General features: G+C 70.1%; 17 protein-coding genes. 6 read left to right on the top strand and 11 right to left on the bottom strand.

Features of this window, described 5'->3' with window-relative positions; translation table 11 throughout:
* The first annotated feature begins 34 nt into the window (after positions 1 to 34).
* From AC3A3G_RS05855 to AC3A3G_RS05840, 4 genes are all read left to right on the top strand, one after another.
* Entirely contained in the window at positions 35 to 250 is a 216-nt protein-coding gene (locus AC3A3G_RS05855) for a cysteine protease (RefSeq protein ID WP_412876224.1), read from the top strand.
* Between the two features lie 53 nt (positions 251 to 303).
* Complete coding sequence (locus AC3A3G_RS05850) at positions 304 to 516, top strand: hypothetical protein (protein WP_200167031.1); 213 nt, start codon at positions 304 to 306, stop codon at positions 514 to 516.
* Positions 517 to 694: 178 nt separating this feature from the next.
* The gene (gene greA, locus AC3A3G_RS05845; RefSeq protein WP_087139933.1) at positions 695 to 1168 is read left to right on the top strand and encodes a transcription elongation factor GreA; all 474 of its coding nucleotides are present in this window, start codon (positions 695 to 697) and stop codon (positions 1166 to 1168) included.
* Positions 1159 to 2187 carry a mitochondrial fission ELM1 family protein gene (locus AC3A3G_RS05840; protein ID WP_487487753.1) on the top strand — a complete coding sequence of 343 codons (1029 nt, stop codon included), beginning with the start codon at positions 1159 to 1161 and terminating at the stop codon, positions 2185 to 2187. The genes greA and AC3A3G_RS05840 overlap by 10 nt, the downstream gene beginning before the upstream one ends.
* Here AC3A3G_RS05840 and AC3A3G_RS05835 read toward each other — a convergent pair.
* Together AC3A3G_RS05835 and AC3A3G_RS05830 are read right to left on the bottom strand one after the other, a co-directional pair.
* Entirely contained in the window at positions 2184 to 2459 is a 276-nt protein-coding gene (locus AC3A3G_RS05835) for a glycine zipper domain-containing protein (protein ID WP_368923696.1), read from the bottom strand. The genes AC3A3G_RS05840 and AC3A3G_RS05835 overlap by 4 nt on opposite strands.
* Positions 2460 to 2486: 27 nt before the next feature.
* A complete protein-coding gene (locus AC3A3G_RS05830) occupies positions 2487 to 3992 on the bottom strand; it encodes a TIGR00341 family protein (protein WP_487487752.1) in 1506 nt (501 codons plus the stop codon).
* Between the two features lie 79 nt (positions 3993 to 4071).
* Between AC3A3G_RS05830 and trxB the strand changes: the two genes are divergently transcribed.
* Positions 4072 to 5091: a thioredoxin-disulfide reductase gene (gene trxB / locus AC3A3G_RS05825; RefSeq protein WP_487487751.1), complete on the top strand. Its 1020-nt coding sequence runs from the start codon at positions 4072 to 4074 to the stop codon at positions 5089 to 5091.
* A 303-nt stretch (positions 5092 to 5394) separates the two neighbouring features.
* Here the strand turns inward: trxB and AC3A3G_RS05820 are convergent, their stop codons facing one another.
* From AC3A3G_RS05820 to AC3A3G_RS05805, 4 genes are all read right to left on the bottom strand, one after another.
* Positions 5395 to 6591: a cell wall hydrolase gene (locus AC3A3G_RS05820; protein WP_200167021.1), complete on the bottom strand. Its 1197-nt coding sequence runs from the start codon at positions 6589 to 6591 to the stop codon at positions 5395 to 5397.
* Positions 6592 to 6715: 124 nt separating this feature from the next.
* A complete protein-coding gene (locus tag AC3A3G_RS05815) occupies positions 6716 to 7192 on the bottom strand; it encodes a Dps family protein (RefSeq protein ID WP_200167019.1) in 477 nt (158 codons plus the stop codon).
* Between the two features lie 168 nt (positions 7193 to 7360).
* Positions 7361 to 7723 (bottom strand): DUF6481 family protein, encoded by a 363-nt coding sequence (locus AC3A3G_RS05810; protein WP_200167017.1) that lies wholly within the window; start codon positions 7721 to 7723, stop codon positions 7361 to 7363.
* Positions 7724 to 7961: 238 nt separating this feature from the next.
* Positions 7962 to 8159, bottom strand: coding sequence for a hypothetical protein (locus AC3A3G_RS05805; RefSeq protein WP_200167015.1), 198 nt, complete (start codon positions 8157 to 8159; stop codon positions 7962 to 7964).
* 456 nt (positions 8160 to 8615) lie between these two features.
* Here AC3A3G_RS05805 and AC3A3G_RS05800 point away from each other — a divergent pair, with 456 nt between their 5' ends.
* Positions 8616 to 9704, top strand: coding sequence for a cell wall hydrolase (locus tag AC3A3G_RS05800; protein ID WP_200167169.1), 1089 nt, complete (start codon positions 8616 to 8618; stop codon positions 9702 to 9704).
* Between the two features lie 9 nt (positions 9705 to 9713).
* Here the strand turns inward: AC3A3G_RS05800 and AC3A3G_RS05795 are convergent, their stop codons facing one another.
* The 5 genes from AC3A3G_RS05795 to nadA form a co-directional block, all read right to left on the bottom strand.
* The gene (locus tag AC3A3G_RS05795) at positions 9714 to 9932 is read right to left on the bottom strand and encodes a hypothetical protein (protein WP_200167013.1); all 219 of its coding nucleotides are present in this window, start codon (positions 9930 to 9932) and stop codon (positions 9714 to 9716) included.
* Positions 9933 to 10020: 88 nt separating this feature from the next.
* Positions 10021 to 10896, bottom strand: a complete 876-nt coding sequence (nadC, locus tag AC3A3G_RS05790; RefSeq protein WP_200167011.1) for a carboxylating nicotinate-nucleotide diphosphorylase — start codon at positions 10894 to 10896, stop codon at positions 10021 to 10023.
* Positions 10897 to 12423 carry an L-aspartate oxidase gene (locus AC3A3G_RS05785; RefSeq protein ID WP_200215605.1) on the bottom strand — a complete coding sequence of 509 codons (1527 nt, stop codon included), beginning with the start codon at positions 12421 to 12423 and terminating at the stop codon, positions 10897 to 10899. It lies immediately after the preceding gene.
* A 4-nt stretch (positions 12424 to 12427) separates the two neighbouring features.
* Positions 12428 to 13276, bottom strand: coding sequence for a metalloprotease (locus tag AC3A3G_RS05780; RefSeq protein WP_487487750.1), 849 nt, complete (start codon positions 13274 to 13276; stop codon positions 12428 to 12430).
* 160 nt (positions 13277 to 13436) lie between these two features.
* Positions 13437 to 14516 carry a quinolinate synthase NadA gene (gene nadA / locus AC3A3G_RS05775; RefSeq protein ID WP_487487749.1) on the bottom strand — a complete coding sequence of 360 codons (1080 nt, stop codon included), beginning with the start codon at positions 14514 to 14516 and terminating at the stop codon, positions 13437 to 13439.
* Positions 14517 to 14745: the final 229 nt, after the last annotated feature.

Raw genomic sequence — 14745 nt, 5'->3', positions numbered from 1 at the left:
TCTAAGGAACCCGCTTCCAGAGGAAACGCCGCCCATGCCCCTGTCTCGCCTTTCCACCCTGCTGGGCGGCCTGCTGCTGTCACGCCGAGGACGCAGTCTGGCCGCCCGCCACGCGGGCAAGATCGCCCTGGCGACCCTGGCCTGGCGGCTGTGGAAGAGCCGCCGCGCGCCGATCCAGGGCGCGCCGCCGGGCGGCGGGGCCGCCCGCGCGCCGCACCGGCGTCAGCGCTGGAGCGGACGGCGCCGCTGACCGCACTGTATCAGGCAGAGGAAACCTCGATCGGCCGTCCGCGTTAACCTCTCATGCGTCTGTCCGTTATCCAGGTCATCGCCGCCCTGTTCGCGGCCGTCTGTCTCGTCATCGCCTTCATCGCCGCGGGGGTCGCGGTCGTATCGGGCGTCTTCATGCTTCTGGCCGTCGCCGCCCTGGGCTTCATCGCCTGGACGGCCCTGCGACGCGCGTTCAGCAAGGATCGCGGGCCGTCGTCCCCGCCCGCACCGCCCTCCGGGCCGTAAGAAAACGCTGAAACACGGCTGCGCGCTTGCGCCGCGCCGGGCGGCGCCGTTTCGCCATCTTGAGTTTGGGCGTCGGGCGCCCTACCTTCCTTGGCCGGTCACGCAACGCCCCCGTGGCCGCAGCGGTACCGGAACGTCTCTCACCTGTCTTCGGGCGTAGCAAGAAACTCACGACACAATGGAAAAAGTGCCGATGACGGCCGAGGGATATCGCTCCCTCGACGATCAACTCAAGCAATTGAAATCGGTGGAACGACCCAGCGTGATCGCCGCCATCGCGGAAGCCCGCGAACATGGCGATCTGTCTGAAAACGCCGAGTACCACGCGGCCAAGGAACGCCAGGGCTGGATCGAAGGCTCGATCGCCGAGATCGAGGACAAGCTGTCGCGCGCCCAGGTGATCGACGTGTCCAAGCTGTCGGGCAACCAGGTCAAGTTCGGCGCCACCGTCACCTTCGTGGACGAGGACACCGAGGAAGAGGGCGTCTATCAGATCGTCGGCGAACACGAAGCCGACGTGAAGCTGGGCAAGATCTCCATCGCCTCGCCGATCGCCCGCGCCCTGATCTCGAAAGAGGTCGGCGACGTGGTCGAGGTCAACACGCCCGGCGGCGTGAAGGCCTATGAGATCCTCAAGGTCGAGTGGAAGTAACCTCCGCCGACATCGAGGCTGAAGGCAGGGCGCGCGGCACAGCCGCGCGCCCTCTTTCCATCTGGGTCGTGTCCGACGGCCGCAGCGGCATCCAGAACCAGGCCCTGGGGCTGGCCGAGGCCGTCGCCCGCCTGACCCCGGCCGAAATCAAGATCCAGACCGTCCGCTGGCGCCCCGCCTTCGACCGCTGGCCGTCGGCGCTGAAGACCCCCGCCATGCTGGCGCCGGGGTCGTTCGATCCGCGCGCCGTGACGCAATGGCCCGACCTGTGGATCGCCACGGGCCGCGCCAGCCTGCCGCTGTCGGCGCGCGTGCGCGACTGGAGCGGCGGCAAGACCTTCGTCGTCCAGACCCAGGATCCGCGCTGGCGCAACGACCGTTACGACCTGATCGTCGCCCCAGCCCATGACAGCCTCAACGGCCCCAACGTCCTGTCGATCACCGGCAGCCCCCACCGCATCACCCGTGAAAAACTGGCCGAGGCTGCGCCCGCCTTCGCCGCGCGCATCGCCCCCCTGCCCCATCCGCGCGTGGCGGTGATGGTGGGCGGAGCGTCCGCCGCCTTCGACCTGCCGCCCGCCCACGCCGCCGTCCTGGCCGAGCGGATCGCCGAGGCCGTGACCGCCGCGAACGGCGCCCTGCTGCTGACCTATTCGCGCCGCACGCCGCAGGCGGCCAAGGCGGCGATGACCGAACGCCTGTCGGCCCTGCCCGGCTGGATCTGGGACGGCGAGGGCGACAATCCCCTGTTCGCCATGCTGGACGGCGCCGACCACATCCTCGTCACCGAGGACAGCGCCAACATGGCCGCCGAGGCCGCCTCGACCGGCAAACCCGTCCACATCCTGCCGATGGTCGCGAAGAAGGCGCCGGGCAAGTTCGCCCGCCTGCACGCCGATCTTCAGGCGCGCGGCGCCGCCCGCCCCTTCGACGGCGCCCTGACGCCGTGGACCTATGAACCGCTGAACGAGACCGAACGCGCGGCCCGCGCCGTGCTGGCGGCGATACGTCGAGCCTAGTCGTCGCCGCCGGTGCCTCCGCCTCCACCGTCGCTGTGGTGGCTGTTCACGCTGGGAACGCCGTCCGTCAGCGGCGCAGCCTCTTCGGTCTTCTTGTCCGCTCGCTTGACGCCGCTCAACCCCATCAGGGCCACGCCCAGACCCGAACCGATCGCCACGCCCAGCGCCAACCACATCGACAGATTGTCGGTCGCCGCGCCGATCCCGGCGCCGATCGCGATGCCCGCGCCGATGCCGACCGGCATCCAGACCGCCTTGTTCACCTGCTTCATCTCGTCTCCCCTCGTTGAAGTCCCGACCTAGCCCAGCGACAGCCGGGCCAGATTCTGATCGCCGCGCTGACAGGCCGGCCCGTTCTCGGCGCGGATCGACACCCCCGCCGCCGCCAGTTCAGACAGGAAGACCTGTCCGGCGTCCGGCTGGGCCTCGCGTCCCTCGGCCGCGGGCGCGCCCGGCGCCGGTCGGCACAGGCTCACCGCCGGCGCCGCCCGCCAGCGCGCCAGCGCCCAGACCATGCGGGCGCGCGCCTCGGCGTCGCCCAGATCGACCGCCTTCGGCTCCTGCACCGGCGGCGTCACCCACACGTCCACCCCGTCGAACCGCGTCCGCAGGGCCGCTTCCAGCGCATAGGCGCTGTCTAGATCCAACCCCGCGTCGGGCCGCAGCAGGACGATGGCCCGCCGCCCCTCGGCGTCGGTCATCACCGCATCGGTGGCGAAGGGCACGGCGTCGGCCAGACGGTTGCGCAGGGCGGCCGCCGGATCGGGCGCGCTCGCCTGACTGGTCTGGACGGCGCGCGCCGCCGCCTGCGGATCGGCCACGACGATCTGATCCAGGGTCGCCGACACCGGCACATGCAGGGCCGCCGTCAGCCGCTCCTGCAGCCGCGCCTGGGCGTCAGCCACCAGCTTGCGCGTGCTGACCAGGGTCGAGACGGTCACGCCCTTCCCTTCGCTGCGCGCGTCCAGCAGGGTGATACGGGATTCGCCGCCGGCGAAGATGTCCTCGACCGCCAGCCGCGTCTCGGCCGTCGCCCGGCTCTCCAGGGCGATGCTGCGCAGCGACAGGGCCAGCGGCACGGCCAGCAGGACGAAGACCACCATGACCGCCACGCCGCGCCACGGCTTGGGCCGCTCCAGCAGGCGCGGCCGGAAGCCGTAGAAGCCCGCCGTCACCGTCGCCGCCAGGGCGATGGCCACCAGGTTGGTCATGAACAGGAAGAAGGCGCCCGCCGCGATCGACAGGTCGCCGGTCCCCAGGCCGAAGCCCACCGTCGCAACCGGCGGCATCAGGGCGGTGGCGATGGCCACGCCGATGATGGTCTCGCCGCGCTGGCGGATCACGGCGTAGGCGCCCGCCACCCCCGAAAAGACCGCGATCAGCAGGTCGAAGAAGTTGGGCCGGGTGCGGGCCAGAATCTCGGCCGTCGGCTCCTTCAGCGGCGACAGCAGGGTCAGCAGGATCGCCACGAACAGGGCCAGCCCCACCCCGACGCCCAGCGCCGTCAGCGACTGCTTCAGCTCGTTCCAGTCCAGCAGGGCCAGGGAGAAGCCCAGGGCCACGATCGGCCCCATCATCGGCGACACCAGCATGGCCCCGATCACCACCGCCGGCGACGACAGCATCAGACCCAGGGCGGCGATGGCGGCCGAGATCACCGTCATCATCAGATAGCGGCCGCTCAGCCCGCCGTTCTCATAGACGGCCTGGGCGGCCTCGGCGTGATCCACGCCGCGCCGGGCGCTGACCAGCAGGCGGCGCAGCAGGTTTCGGGTCTGGGCGGCGGCGGGCGTTTCGGCGGTCATGCCCGTTTCATATCCCTCCATGAAGCGTGACGGAACGACAGGCGTCGCGAAATCGGGAATCAGCGCCTAAATAGGGGTCATGACCCAAGCCAAAGTCCCAGCCCGTACCGTCCGCGTCGCCATCATCGGTTCCGGCCCCGCCGGCTGGACCGCCGCCATCTACGCCGCCCGCGCCTCGCTGAACCCGGTGATCATCGCCGGTTTGCAGCCCGGCGGCCAACTGACCATCACCACCGACGTCGAGAACTATCCCGGCTTCGCCGAGACCATCCAGGGCCCTTGGCTGATGCAGCAGATGCAGGCCCAGGCCGAGCATGTCGGCACGGAGGTCATCCACGACATCGTCACCCAGGCCGACCTGTCCCAGCGCCCCTTCCGCCTGACGCTGGACTCGGGCGCCGAGATCCTGGCCGAGACGGTCATCATCTCCACCGGCGCCCAGGCCAAATGGCTGGGGCTGGACTCCGAGGCTGAGTATCAGGGCTTCGGCGTCTCGGCCTGCGCCACCTGCGACGGCTTCTTCTATCGCGGCAAGCAGGTGGTGGTGGTCGGCGGCGGCAACACCGCCGTCGAGGAAGCCCTGTTCCTGACCAACTTCGCCGAGACCGTCACCGTGGTTCACCGCCGCGACGAGTTCCGCGCCGAGAAGATCCTGCAGGACCGCCTGTTCGCCCATCCCAAGATCAAGGTGATCTGGGACGTGGCCGTCGAGGAAGTGGTCGGCGTCGTCGACGGCGTGGCCCGCAACGTCACGGGCGTGCGCCTGAAGAACGTCAAGACCCACGACATCAGCGAAATCCCCGCCGACGGCGTCTTCATCGCCATCGGCCACGCCCCCTCGTCCGAACTGTTCAAGGGCCAGCTGGAAACCAACTCCGGCGGCTATCTGCGGGTCAAGCCGGGTACGGCCGCGACCGCCATCGAGGGCGTCTGGGCCGCCGGCGACGTCACCGACGACGTCTATCGCCAGGCCGTGACGGCGGCGGGCATGGGCTGCATGGCCGCCCTCGAAGCCGCCCGCTTCCTCGCCGAGGAAGACCACAAGGCCGCCCAACACCCCATCAGCCACAAGGAAGCCGAGAAGATCGGCGCCTGGTGAGGGAAGACAGGAGGCGCCTCAGCGCGCCTCCGCCTGCCCTGTTCGGGACTGATGGCCCAGGAAGACCGTCACACCAGGATGCGCGGCCGCAAAGCTGCGTAGCCGTTCGGCAGAGGTTTCAGCGGCGGCGCGAGCGGCGGGCGCAACCGGCTGCGGCATCCGCTGCTCCCAGCCCAGGCGGGTGCTGACCGCGTCGCCTACCACCAGCTTCGGCCCGTCCACGGCGTTGACCAGATAGGCGGTCGAGCCCCCTGAAGCTGAACCCGACGCAACCCTCAGAACAGGCTGAACGCCCTCCCGCTCTCACCCCTGCGGTTTGCCGACCTCTTCGACGGCCATGGGGGTGACGCCGGCGGGCGGCGGGGCGGTCACGGTCACGCTGGGGACGGCGCCGCTCTCGAAGGCCTTGAGCCGTTCGTTGATGGCGGCGATCTCGTCCTTGCCGGCCTGGCGGCGGCCGCCCAGGCTGGCGACGCCGACGACGCGGGTCTGGCCGTCGATCTCGACCGTGCGCAGTTCGCCCGACTTGGCGCCGTCCAGCGCCGCTTCGACGCTGTCGGCGGCCGTGGCCAGCAGGACGCGGGACTGGGCGAAGCGGGCCTCGTCGATCGACGGCTCGCGGCCGGAATAGGCGGTGACGAAGGCGGCCGTCTCTCCGGCCGCGCCCTTCCAGCGATAGAAGATGTGCGCCCCGACCTGGGTGATCTTGGCCAGGCTCGGCGACCACCAGGGGTGGACGTAGTCCGCGTGGTAGTGGGTCGCCGTGCCCACGCGCTCGGACACATGGCCGCTCAGGGCGCGCGCCGCGACCCGCTCGGCCCGGTCCCAGGCCCAGCGCACCGGCCCGCGCGCCAGGGAGCCGTCGCAGGTGAAGCTGAACTGGCAGCCCGTGGTCCGCTCGGCGCCCTGATAGACGACGCCGCAGACGCTGGAGGGATAGTTGGGATCGCGCACCCGGTTCAACACGACCTGGGCCACGCCCTCCTGCCCCTCGGTCGGCTCCAGCGCCGCCTCGTAATAGACGGCCTGGGTCAGGCAGCGCAGGGCGCGCCGGCGCGACGCCTCGTCCACCGGGCGGAAGACGAAGGGCCGCGCGGGCTGCAACGCGCCGAAGGCGTTGGGCATGGCGGCGTTCAACTGCTGCGCCGCGACGCCGGCCACGCCCTGATCCAGAGAGGGCTTGCCGCCCAGGGTCAGGCTCTCCCAACCGGGCGTCAGGCCGTAAAGCTCGGGCAGGCCCAGGGCCGGGTCGTGCCGCCGGGCGATCGCCAATTGCCCCGCATCCATTCGCGTCGTCACTGCCGCCAGGCCGTTCGGGCCCAGGTCGCCGCCGGTGGCGCGCGCCACCGCCTCGGCGGTGCGGTCGATGTCGGGACGGGGGGTCGAACTGGCCGACATGGCCACGCCCATAACCGCCACGGTGACGGCCATGACGGCGGGCGCCGCAGCGGCTGCCCGGCGTCCGGTCGTCTTCAGCGGCGTGAGGCGGCCGAGTTTCATGCGATGTCCGTATAGCGGCGTCTGGCGGCGCCGGAAATCAGCGATCTGCATGACCGCCCAATCCGGCGCTTTTCAGACGAGAAGATTACCGTTCCGTGAGGCGGGAACGGCCATCCCCTTCGCCTTAACGATCGCCCAGGCTGGAGCGCAGCATCCAGGCGGCCTTTTCGTGGGCGGCCAGGCGTTGCGTCATCAGATCGACCGAGGCCTCGTCCCCGACCTCGTCGGCGGCGTCCAGGGCCGCGCGGGCGGTGGAGATGACCACGCCGTGATCCTTGATCAGCTCCTTGAGCATCTCGGCCGAATCCTTCTCGGGATCGCCGTCCTTGATCGAGGTCAGATTGGCGAAGGCCGAGCCGCTCTGCGGGGCTAGTTCGCCCAGGGCGCGGATGCGCTCGGCGATATCGTCCAGCGCGGCCCAGATCTCGCGGTACTGCTCTTCGAGCAGGTTGTGCAGGCTGAAGAACTCCGGCCCGCGCACGTTCCAGTGATAGCCGTGCGTCTTCAGATAGAGGGCGTAGCTGTCGGCCAGAGCCTTGGACAGTTCGCGCGCGACGTCGGCGCGTTCCTTGGGCTTGAGACCGGTGTCGATGGCGTTCATGACGGCTCCCGTTGGCAGTGCTGGGTGAAGATCAGCCTTGCAGTTAGGTCGTCGAACGCACGATCCAAGGGGCGGGCGGCGACGCGTCGCAGGAATCTTCGCTCCTGTAACGCTGAAGCCGCATGAGCGTTGCCCCTCCCGGTCAAGGAAGGGGCGCATGACCCATGCTTAGCGCTGGCGCGCTTTGCGGGCGGCGTAGCGCGCGTCGCGGGCCGCCTTCTGCTCTTCCTTGGTCAGTTGCTTGCGCTCCTTGCGGGCGGCGCGCTTGGCGGCGTCGACCTCGTCCTGAGCGGCCATTTCGGCGGCCAGACGAGCGGCGTCCTTCTCGGCCTTCTCGCGACGAATCTCGGCCTTGGCCAGTTCGTGCTGCTGGCGGATCGCCTCCTTCTCGGCGGCGCGCTTTTCGGCCAGTTTCTCGAACTCGGGATCCTGAACCGTCGGCTTCGGCTTGAACCGGGCCAGCAGGGCTTGTTTGGCGTCTTTCTGGGCGGACAGGCGGTCGTTGAAGCCGGTGTTCTTGAGGTCGCGCATGCTGAGAGGCGGGTGTCCTTGATAGGGAATGGAGACGGCGAAAAAGGCCGATCGCCAGAGCGACGGCCATAGATCAGGTCGGAAGACGCGTCTCGACGCGCTCGACCCGGCGCGAGGCCAAAGCCGAATTTCGCGCCGAAATCAAGCTCTACGGCCCGTTTTCATGGGATTTAGCGGCAATGGGGCCGCCAAGACGCAGGATGCGGCCGCACGACGCGGCCGCATCCATGTCGGCGGATCAGTGCGGCTTCTCGGCGTGGCCGACGGCCGCCCCGGCGGCGCCGCCGACCGCCGCCCCGACCGGGCCAGCCACCACCGCCCCGGCGACCGCGCCGGTGGCCGCCTTCTGTTCAATGCTGTGGCCGCAGGCCGACAGGGCCAGGGCTCCGGCGCCGGCCAGCGCCAGGACGGTCAGTCGGGAAGCGATGCGGGTCATGGGTCAACTCCTTGAAATAGCACAGCTTGCAACGCAAGAGTCGCAGGCGAGTTCCCATCTATGGCGCGACTCTGACGAACAAGATGTCACACCCCGCCCAATAGCTTATTCGCACACCACAAACATCAGAGACAATCTTCCGCCAGCATACAAATACAGTTCTCGCAAGAAATGCTAAGGCGCATTTTCGTCACGATTAAAAAAAAACAAAACAACGACTAAACACCACATCCCACTATGCTGAGGAAATTACAATTCTAGCGAATCAGTCACATTGAGGCCATGATCGGGTGGATAAAGGCCCGCCTTCGAGGGCCGGCGTTCAGTCGGCGTTCGCCTGACCTGCTTAAGCGCGACGCGTCCTTGTCGCCGGGGTTCGGGATCTACGGGGGCGGCATCCTCGCCCTGTTGTACAGGACTACGCCTTTGTTTCTCTCCTCGCAGACGCGTGCGCTGATGCACGCCGCCCGCTCATTCCGCCTGCGCCCCACGACGGCTGCGGCGGCGTTCGGCGGCGTCGTCGGCCTCGCAGTCGGAGGGGCCTATCTGGGCGGCCTGGCCGCCCAGGCCTCGACCGTGCGCGCCCAGGCCGAGCGCCTGCAGGGCGCCGGCGCCGGCGGCTATACCCAGGAAGCCCTGGCCGAAGCGGCCGGCGGCCTGGACGCCAGCGCCCTGACCATCGCCCATCGCCATGACCCCTATTCCGTCGCCGGCTCGGCCCAGCGTGATCGCCAGGCCGAACTGCTGACCGCCCGCCTGGAGCAGCTTCAGGGCCAGGACGGCCTGCGCCGCGCCAGCCTGCAGGGAAACGGCGCGACCAAGGTTTCCGCCGCCCGTCCCTTCCGCCTCGACGGCGCCCTGGACCAGTCGCGCGACCTCGATTGCCTGACCCAGGCCGCCTATTATGAAGCGCGCGGCGAAGGCCGCGACGGCATGAAGGCCGTGGCCCAGGTGGTGCTGAACCGCGCCCGCCACCCCGCCTTCCCCAACACCGTCTGCGCCGTCGTCTATCAGGGCGCCAACCGCGGCACGGGCTGCCAGTTCAGCTTCACCTGCAACGGCGCCATGCGCGGCCGGGTCAACCGCGCCGCCTGGGATCGCGCCCGCGACGTGGCGACCAAGGCCCTGTCGGGCCAGGTGTTCGCCGCCGTCGGCAACGCCACCCACTTCCACACCACCGCCGTCTCGCCGTCGTGGCGTAACAGCCTGGTGCGCGTGAACCAGGTCGGCGACCACCTGTTCTACCGCTTCGGCGGTCGTTCGGGCGCCAATCAGGCCTTCGCCTATAACCCGCGTCCGTCGGGTCCGGTCGAGCAGGCTCCGCGCCTGATCCAGGCCAGCCTCGATCCGGTCGAAACCGCCCGCAACGCTTCGGGCGCCGTGGCCTACACCGCCGTCCTGGCCCGCGAAGCCCTGACGCCGGCCAAGACGGAAGAGCGTCCGGCCGCCGCGCCGCGCGCCGCCGCTGCGCCCGCCGCCCCGGTCGCCGTGACCCCGGCCTCCGCCAAGCCCGCCGCAACCGCCACGCTCAACGCCGAAGCCTGATCGCGCGCCTTAAGGGTGCGTCTTGCGGTGGGTCGTCAGATTCTGCTGCAGATTGCCGTAGCGCCCTTGCTGGCTCAGGTTGACGTCCGCGTCGCCCGGTTGGCCGGACTGCACGCCGTGCGCCCAATCGCGCCGGTCGGCGGCCGTCGCCGCAGCCGCGTCCATCAACTGCGCGCCGCGGTCGGCGAAGCTGCGTTGCTCCTTGGGCGGCTGTGGGGCCCTGGTCATGGGGTCTCTCCTTCGAGGTCGCGCCCTCCCGCCCATGAAAACGGGCCTCCGTCGGGCCCGTTCCCCGAAAACCCCGGTTCGCGTCCGCTCAGCCGGCGTCCAGGCCGATGTCGAGTTGCATGACCGAGTGGGTCAGGGCGCCCACGGAGATCACGTCGACGCCGGTCGCAGCGATGCCTGCGACGGTGGTCAGGTTCACCCCGCCCGACGCCTCCAGCACCACCGGCCCGAAGGCGCTGTCCCGCACCCGACGCACCGCCTCGGCCATGTCGTCCAGGCTGAAGTTGTCCAGCATGACGACGTCCGGCCGCTCGGGCAGCACCTCGTCCAGCTGACCCAGGCTATCGACTTCCACCTCGACCTTCATCAGGTGGGGGGCGAAGGCCCTGGCGCGGCGCACCGCCTCGCCCGCCCCGCCGCAGACGGCGACGTGGTTGTCCTTGATCAGGATGGCGTCATCCAGACCGAAGCGGTGGTTCAGCCCGCCGCCGCAGGCGACCGCGTGCTTCTCCAGCGCCCGCAGGCCCGGCGTCGTCTTGCGGGTATCGGCGATGCGCGCCTTCGTCCCCGCGACCGCCTGCACATAGGTCCGCGTCAGGGTGGCGATGCCGCACATCCGGCCCAGCAGGTTCAGCGCTGTCCGCTCGGCCGCCAGCAGGGCGCGCGCGTTCGCCTCGACCGCGATCAGCGCGGTTCCAGCCTCGAACGCCTCGCCGTCGGCGACCTTCCCCGCCACCGTCGCCTGCGGGTCCAGCGCGTGGACGGCGATCCGCACCACCGCCCCGCCCGCCATCACCCCGGCCTGTCGCGCTGAAAACACAGCGCTGAAGCGGGCGTTCTCGGGGATGCAGGCCTGCGCCGTCACATCGCCCGTTCGCCCTAGATCCTCGGCCAGCGCCATACGCACCACGGGCTCGATCAGCAGGTCCGGCAGGGTTCGGGTCACGGAAACGTCCTTCGTCATTCAGATCACGGCCGCCAGGGCGGCCAGCGTCGTCACTGCGCGCATCCGCGTGTGCTCCGCCTCGGGCAGGCTGTCGGGAAAGTCGCGGCGATAGTGGCCGCCCCGGCTCTCGCGCCGGTTCAGCGCCCCCTCGGCGACCAGCCGCGCCGCCGTCAGGCACGCCGCCGTCGGATGCGCCTTCGCCAGGTCGTCGATCAGGGCCAGCAGCGCCGTCAACCCCGCCTCGTCCCGCACCACGCCCGCATGGCGCGTCATGGCCGCACGCAAGGTCGCCAGCGCCTCGGGCGGCAGATCCGTCATCGCCTGCACAGCCGCCGGCGGCCGCCGCTCGGGCTGGACCTCGCCCGCCGCCGCCCGACCCGCGCGCCGCCCGAAGGCGCCCGCCTCCAGCAGGGAGTTGGACGCCAGCCGGTTGGCCCCATGCACCCCCGTCGCCGCGCACTCGCCGATGGCGAACAGGCCGGGGACCGAGGTGCGCCCCTCATCATCCGCAACGATCCCGCCCATGTGATAGTGGGCCGCCGCCGCCACCGGAATCGGGCTGACGCGCGGGTCCAGCCCGGCCCTCATGCAGGCGGCGAAGACGGCCGGAAACTCATGCGGAAAGGCCTCGCCCACCGCCCTGGTCGCATCGAGGAAGGCGCCGCGCCCCTCGACCCGCGCCGCGTGAACCGCGCGCGCCACTATATCCCTCGGCGCCAGATCGGCGTCGGGATGGTCGCCCAGCAGGAAGGCGCCATGCCCATCAACCAGCCGCGCCCCCTCGCCGCGCAGGGCCTCGGTCGCCAGCGGCGCCGGGTCCAGCCCCACGTCGATGGCCGTCGGGTGGAACTGCACGAACTCGGGGTCCAGAATCTCGGCCCCGGCCTGATAGGCCAGCGCCAGCCCCTCGCCGCGCAGGGCCGACGGGTTGGTGGTCGCCTCGAACAGGCCGCCGATCCCGCCGGTGGCCAGCACCACGGCGGGCGCGAACACCTCGTCCAACCGGCCGCCGCGCCGCTCGATCACCGCGCCGCGTACCCGACCGTCAACGTCGCGGATCAGGCCGCGCAGCCGTCCGTCCTCCCAGATTTCAATGGCCTTCGCCGCCCGCGCGGCGGCGACCACGGCCGACAGGATCGCCCGCCCCGCGCCGTCGCCGCCCACCCGCGCCACGCGCGGCAGGCTGTGCGCCGCCTCCAGGCTGACGGAGAAGCCGCCGTCGGCGTCGCGGTCGAACGGCGCGCCCAGCGCCGCCAGCCACTCGACCGTCTCACGCCCCCGCTCCGTCAGGGCGCGCGCCGCCTCGGCCTCGACCAGACCGGCGCCCGCACCCTCTGTGTCTTTCGCGTGCAGGGCCGCGCTGTCCTGCGGCGACAGGGCCGCCGCCATCCCGCCCTGCGCCCACGCCGAGGAACAGGCGCTCAACAGCGGCTCAGGCGTCACCACCAGAACCTCCGCGCCCGCCGCTTCGGCCTCCAGCGCCGCCGACAGGCCCGCCAGCCCGCCGCCGATGATCAGAGGCCCGTCATGCCGGATGCGCGCCATTCGCCTAGCGGCCTCCCAGCCCGAAGAACCGCAGGCCCATCTCGAACGCCGGTTCAACCGCCCCGCCCGTCAGCGGCAGCAGGGCGCCGATCGCCGCCGCTGCGCACACCACGGCTGTCAGCAGATAGAGGGCCAGACTGCGCCCCGCCTCGGGCCAGCTCAGCCGTCCCCACGCCGCGCGCCAGACGCCGCGCTTCAGATGGCCGAACACCGCCAACCCCAGAAAGACCGCCAGGATGAACCGCCCCGTCGACACGCCCCACCACACGGCCAGGCCGCCGATGAGCAGCAGCACCACCTGCTCCAGCCGCGGATGCACCCGCGTCAGCACCGGCCCCAGCGCCTTGGACCCGTCCAGCGGCGGGGCAGGCAGCAGGTTCAGCAGATTGATCATGGCGATGAAGAAGGCGCCCATCAGCCATTCCGGCGACTTCATCGCCAAGCCCACGGCCACGAAGGGGATCATGGCCAGCAGGCCGAACGCCGGTCCCGCCAGCGACACCAACACGCCGTGCCACTCGCTCTTCGGCTCGCGCTGGCCCTTCGCCAGCCCGCCCAGGAATGGGATGATGTAGATGCGCGCCGGACCCATGCCGACCCGGTTCATCGCCAGCACATGGCCGTATTCATGCACGAACAGGCCGAACAGCACCGCCCCCGCCACGACCCAGCTACCGGTCAGGAACCACAGGAAACCCGCCATCAGCAGGGTCGAGACCACCGCCCAGACCGGGTGCTGCCCCTTGTCCTCCTGCGGCTCCTCATGGCGCGCGCTGTAGCGGGGCGCCTCGCGCGCGGGCGCAGGCGCAGACTTCGACCCGTCGCGAGACCCCCAAGGCCCCTGAACGCTCATCCTTCTCCCCTTGTGGGAGAAGGTGGGGCGCGCAGCGCCTCGGATGAGGGGGTGGCCGGACACAGGCTCAACGTCGCGGGCTTGGCGAACCTCCCCCTCATCCGTCCGGCTCCGCCGGCCACCTTCTCCCACGAGGGGAGAAGGATAGCAGCGCCAGCCATCAGATCAGCTCCACATCGACATGATGCCGCGCCTTGACCAGGTCATAGCGCGCGGGCTTCGACGGCGGCGGCAGGTCAATCATCCGCTGCACCGCCAGGCGCGCCTTCTCCAGCATGTCTTCGGGAACCGTCACCTCGAACTGCATGTGCAGCAGGCAGTCGCGGATGTTCTCCAGGGTGATGCGCTTCATGTGCGGGCACAGGTTGCACGGGCCGACGAACTCCACCTCAGGCACGTCGCCCTTGATGTTCGAGGCCATGGAGCATTCGGTGATCAGCACCACCCGCTTGGGCCGACGCTTCTCGACATATTCGGTCATGGCGGCGGTCGAACCGGCGAAGTCGGCGGCGCGCAGGATCTCTTCAGGGCATTCGGGGTGGGCCAGAACCTCGGCGTCCGGCCAGGCGTCGCGCATGTCGGCGATGTCCTGGGTCGTGAAGCGCTTGTGCACCTCGCAGTGGCCCGCCCAGGCGATGATGCCCACCGTCGTCTGGGCCGCCACGTTGCGCGCCAGATATTCGTCGGGGATCAGGATGACCTTGTCGACGCCCCATTCCTTGGCCGCCCATTCGACGACCTGAACGGCGTTGGCGCTGGTGCAGCAGATGTCCGTCTCGGCCTTCACATCGGCCGTGGTGTTCACATAGGTGACGACCGGCAGGCCCGGATGCCGCTCCTTGATCAGCCGCACGTCCGCCCCCGTGATCGAGGACGCCAACGAACAGCCCGCGCGCAGGTCCGGGATCAGCACCGTCTTGTCCGGCGACAGGATCTTGGACGTCTCGGCCATGAAGTGAACGCCCGCCTGAACGATCACCTTGGCGCTGGACCGCGCCGCCTCCTTGGCCAGCCCCAGGCTGTCGCCGACATAGTCGCCCACGCCGTGAAAGATCTCGGGCGTCATATAGTTGTGGGCCAGGATGACCGCGTCGCGCTCGCGCTTCAGCCGGTTGATCTCGCTGATCAGCCGCGCCTGTTCGGGCCATTCCAGCGGGGTGACATGGTCCTTGACCTTCTCCCACACCGGGGCGGTTTCTTCCGCCAGTTCCTTCGTCAGACCGAAAGCGCCGTCCGCCATCGTCCCTACTCCCTCAACGACCGTCTGCGCGGCCCCGACTTATGCTCAAACTTAGCATAAGCAGATGCAATGTAGGCTCTTCCGTACCCGGCGCAAGCCTAAACCTTCCTTCTCCCCTTGCGGGAGAAGGTGGCTCGCGCAGCGAGACGTATGAGGGGTGTGCGCGCCCCGGCGTCCGATTCTGCATCGTGTCGGAGCGAAAATGACCCAGCCTCGCGCCGACACCCCT

The organism is Brevundimonas sp. Soil_N_31 (assembly GCF_057655995.1).
The sequence above is the reverse complement of the archived record's forward strand: the minus strand, read 5'-3'. Positions and strand labels throughout refer to the sequence as shown.

Bases quoted from the DNA above. Each gene is read 5' to 3' on its own strand.
- AC3A3G_RS05855 (WP_412876224.1), top strand. From the start codon at position 35: ATGCCCCTGTCTCGCCTTTCCACCCTGCTGGGCGGCCTGCTGCTGTCA.
- AC3A3G_RS05850 (WP_200167031.1), top strand. From the start codon at position 304: ATGCGTCTGTCCGTTATCCAGGTCATCGCCGCCCTGTTCGCGGCCGTC.
- greA (WP_087139933.1), top strand. From the start codon at position 695: ATGGAAAAAGTGCCGATGACGGCCGAGGGATATCGCTCCCTCGACGAT.
- AC3A3G_RS05835 (WP_368923696.1), bottom strand. From the start codon at position 2,459: ATGAAGCAGGTGAACAAGGCGGTCTGGATGCCGGTCGGCATCGGCGCG.
- AC3A3G_RS05830 (WP_487487752.1), bottom strand. From the start codon at position 3,992: ATGACCGCCGAAACGCCCGCCGCCGCCCAGACCCGAAACCTGCTGCGC.
- trxB (WP_487487751.1), top strand. From the start codon at position 4,072: ATGACCCAAGCCAAAGTCCCAGCCCGTACCGTCCGCGTCGCCATCATC.
- AC3A3G_RS05820 (WP_200167021.1), bottom strand. From the start codon at position 6,591: ATGAAACTCGGCCGCCTCACGCCGCTGAAGACGACCGGACGCCGGGCA.
- AC3A3G_RS05815 (WP_200167019.1), bottom strand. From the start codon at position 7,192: ATGAACGCCATCGACACCGGTCTCAAGCCCAAGGAACGCGCCGACGTC.
- AC3A3G_RS05810 (WP_200167017.1), bottom strand. From the start codon at position 7,723: ATGCGCGACCTCAAGAACACCGGCTTCAACGACCGCCTGTCCGCCCAG.
- AC3A3G_RS05805 (WP_200167015.1), bottom strand. From the start codon at position 8,159: ATGACCCGCATCGCTTCCCGACTGACCGTCCTGGCGCTGGCCGGCGCC.
- AC3A3G_RS05800 (WP_200167169.1), top strand. From the start codon at position 8,616: ATGCACGCCGCCCGCTCATTCCGCCTGCGCCCCACGACGGCTGCGGCG.
- AC3A3G_RS05795 (WP_200167013.1), bottom strand. From the start codon at position 9,932: ATGACCAGGGCCCCACAGCCGCCCAAGGAGCAACGCAGCTTCGCCGAC.
- nadC (WP_200167011.1), bottom strand. From the start codon at position 10,896: ATGACGAAGGACGTTTCCGTGACCCGAACCCTGCCGGACCTGCTGATC.
- AC3A3G_RS05785 (WP_200215605.1), bottom strand. From the start codon at position 12,423: ATGGCGCGCATCCGGCATGACGGGCCTCTGATCATCGGCGGCGGGCTG.
- AC3A3G_RS05780 (WP_487487750.1), bottom strand. From the start codon at position 13,276: ATGAGCGTTCAGGGGCCTTGGGGGTCTCGCGACGGGTCGAAGTCTGCG.
- nadA (WP_487487749.1), bottom strand. From the start codon at position 14,516: ATGGCGGACGGCGCTTTCGGTCTGACGAAGGAACTGGCGGAAGAAACC.